General features: G+C 69.8%; 1 protein-coding gene. It reads left to right on the forward strand.

What is annotated here, in order from left to right; all coding sequences use genetic code 11:
* Positions 1 to 291: 291 nt before the first annotated feature.
* The coding region (locus AC1DU6_RS28600; RefSeq protein ID WP_477861270.1) for a putative bifunctional diguanylate cyclase/phosphodiesterase at positions 292 to 2,159 on the forward strand (1,868 nt) is incomplete at its 3' end.

The raw sequence follows: 2,159 nt of genomic DNA on the forward strand, positions 1-2,159 counted from the left end.
GAGCTGTGGACGCAGAGCGCATTGACCGCCGCCCGCGCCATCTACGCGGCCGAGGGCTACCGGCTGGTGCACAGCGAGCCCTTGAACAGCTTTGGCCAGGACGTCATCAGCGAGAGCTGGGAGCTGACCCTCTAGCGCCTCGCACCAGCCCTGTGCGGGCCGTTGCACACTTGCGGGGCTCCCGACCGCGGCCTCCGCCGCCGCTGTGCGGTTCTGCGCATTCCGGACCGGTCCCGTGCTGGCATGCGATTTGCGCTGTGACCGCCCATGACAAGCAATCGGGAAGTCAGCATGCCGGCCGCATCCACGCAGTTCGGGCCGCCGCGACAACTTCCCGCACCCGTTGCCGCCTGCCCTCAGCACCTGGAACAGGCCGCCGGCTTCGGCCAATGGTGGTACGACCCGCAGACCGGCGTCACCCATCTGTCACCCACGGCGGCCGAATACCTGGAAATGCCGACCCGTTCGGCCAGCGGCCTGGGCGTCTGCCTGGGCCATGTCGTCGAGGACGATCTGCCGGAATTGATCCGGCTCTGGACCGGCGCCCAGCCCCAGCTCCCACTGGATATCCGCGTCATCGGCCTGGCCCGCGGCCTGCGCTGGCTGCGCGTGACGCCACTGCCCCCCGACCCGGCGCACCCTCGCTGGCGCCACGGCCTGCTGCAGGACGTGACCGCCCTCACCCACGCGGCCGTGCGCGAGCGCCTGGGCTATGCGTTGACGGAATACCTGATCGGCACCCACACGCTGGAGGATGCGATCAGCAACGTCATCCAGCTGATCTGCCGCAACCTCGGCTGGGAGTGGGGCGCCTACTGGAACATGGAGGACGGCGGCGGCCGCCTGCATTGCCGGCACTTCTGGCACCAACCCGACGCCCGGCTCGAACAATTCAGCGCGGTGAGCTCGACACTGAAGATGGCGCCCGGCGAGGGCCTGGTCGGCCGTGTCTGGGCCACGGGCAGCGCCGAGTGGGTGGAGGACATGAGCACCGACCCGCGCTTCCTGCGCCGTGGCAGCGCACAGATGTGCGGGCTGTGGTCGGGCTATGTGTTCCCGGTCACCTATGTGTCGGACAACGGCGAACGCCACCGCCCCGGCGTGCTGGAGTTCTACAGCAGCCTGGCCCGCCAGCCCGAGGCCCAGCTGCCCAAGGTCTCGGCCACCATCGGCGCGCTGATCGCCCAGACCGCGCAACGCCTGGAGACCGAGGCTGTCATCCACCGCCTGGCCCAGATCGACGAGATGACCGAGCTGGACAACCGCTCCCACTTCTACGCCCAGCTGAACCGCCATTGCGCGTTGAGCCACCGCCAGGGCCGGCGCTTCGCGCTGATGTTCATCGACCTCGACCGTTTCAAGCCCATCAACGACGCCTTCGGGCACGAGGCCGGCAATGCGGTGCTGCAGGCATTTGCGCAGCGGCTGCGCGAGCTGGCGCCGCCGCCAGCCCGCGTCGGCCGCCTGGGCGGCGACGAGTTTGCGGTGCTGGTGCCTGACAGCGGCGACGAGCAGGCGCTGGCGGCCCTGGCCGATGCCGTGCTTGCCGCCGCCAGCCGCCCCATCAGCTACGAGGGTGTGGCGCTGACCGTGTCCGCCAGCATTGGCGTCAGCCGCTTTCCCGAGAACGGCCAGACCGGCCCCGAGCTGCTGCGCAGCGCCGACGCGGCCATGTACCGCGTCAAGCAGAACGGCCGCAACGGCAGCAATGTCTTCTCGACCAGCAGCCCCGACACCCTGGCCCAGCAGCGCGCCAAGCTGGCCCAGCGCCTGTCCATCGAGACCGAACTGCACGAGGCGCTCCAGGCCGGGCAGCTGCGCCTGGTCTACCAGCCCATCGTCGACATCGCCACCGGCGCCCTGCATGGCGCGGAGGCGCTGATCCGCTGGCACAAGCCCGATGGCACGACGGTGCCGCCGGACGTGTTCATTCCGATCGCCGAGCAGAGCGACCTTATCGTCGACATCGGCCGCTGGGTGCTGGGCCAGGCGCTGCGCGACCTGGCCTCTCTCAAGGGCGGCGCACTGGAGAAGCTCAAGGTCCACGTCAACATGGCGGCGTCCGAGTTCACGAGCAGCGCCCTGCCCGAGATGCTCGGCGCCATGTCGACCGGGCTCGAAGTGCCGGCCTCGCAGGTGGTGCTGGAGCTCACCGAGGG

The organism is Roseateles sp. P5_B10 (genome assembly GCF_056400485.1).